Here is a 994-nt window from a genome sequence, read left to right as displayed (position 1 = left end):
GCGTGGGTGTGGGGGTGCCGCCACCGCCGAAGTCGACGTCCGAGCAGGTGTAGAAGGCCTCGTTGCTGCCGACCACACGCTGCCAGATCGAGTAGAGGATGTGCCGGCCGCTGCGCTGTGGCAGGTTGATCGTCCAGTTGGTGAACGTGCTCGGGTTCTGGCCGTTGAACGTCCTGATGTGAACCAGGTCTGACCATCTGAGGGGCATGGTCGGGTTCCAGCCCTCGCGGGTGATGTAGAACTCGAAGTTGCTGTTGGCGTGCGGCGCGGAGGCGTGGTAGGTAAGCGTGAAGCTGCCGGGCCGCACCTGGGTCGCCGGCCAGTCGGCCCGTTGCAGGTCGAGCCCGCGATACTTGTCGCGGCCCGCACTGCAGAGTTTGCCGTCCGGGATGAGCTCGCGGTGCCGTCCGCCTGCCTCCAGGAGGGAGACCTCGTTCCAGTCGTAGAACGCCTGCGTGCCGCCCGCCGCCACGGCGGCCTTGCAGGCGGCCGACTTCGGCGTCTCAGGTCCCTCGTTCTTGCAGACGTAGACGCGGCTGGGCGGGTTGGACATCGTGCCGTGGGCGTTGGCCGCGGAGGCCGGCAACAGGGCCAGCACTCCGGAGGCCGCCACCGCGGCGGCGATCGTGCTCTTGCGCACCTCGTACTCCCTGGGGGGTGAGAGTAAATAAAAAGGAAACCTTACTAAGGATTAATCATCGACCGGCGCTCGCGCAAGCGCTTCGGGTCAGAGGGCGCTCGGGAGGGCCTCTGCTGTCCGTCGCGCAGGCTTCCACGGTCGCCGACGGCATGGGCAAAGGGCCACGGAGAACAGGTCCGCCGCGAGTAGCGCGGCCGCGTTCGTGGTGGGAAGTAGGTAAAGGATTACGTCCGGGATCGCCTGTGCCGTAGGGGATCCCGTTGCCTTGGCCCGAACCTGGCTTGCATCTCTCTATGCGTTTCGCTTACCTTCAAGGACTCAGGGCGTACGCCGGGCAGCACTTCATGCCGCGCG

The 994-nt window shown here is 66.3% G+C and carries 1 protein-coding gene; it reads right to left on the bottom strand.

Going from position 1 to position 994, the window contains the following annotated elements; translation table 11 throughout:
- A partial coding sequence (locus ETD86_RS54495) for a lytic polysaccharide monooxygenase auxiliary activity family 9 protein (RefSeq protein WP_246149553.1) occupies positions 1-640 on the bottom strand: 640 nt, incomplete at its 3' end.
- Positions 641-994 lie beyond the last annotated feature (354 nt).

Origin of the sequence: Nonomuraea turkmeniaca, assembly GCF_005889735.1 — a bacterium.
GTDB classification, from domain to species: Bacteria; Actinomycetota; Actinomycetes; order Streptosporangiales; family Streptosporangiaceae; genus Nonomuraea; species Nonomuraea turkmeniaca.
The sequence above is the reverse complement of the archived record's forward strand: the minus strand, read 5'-3'. Positions and strand labels throughout refer to the sequence as shown.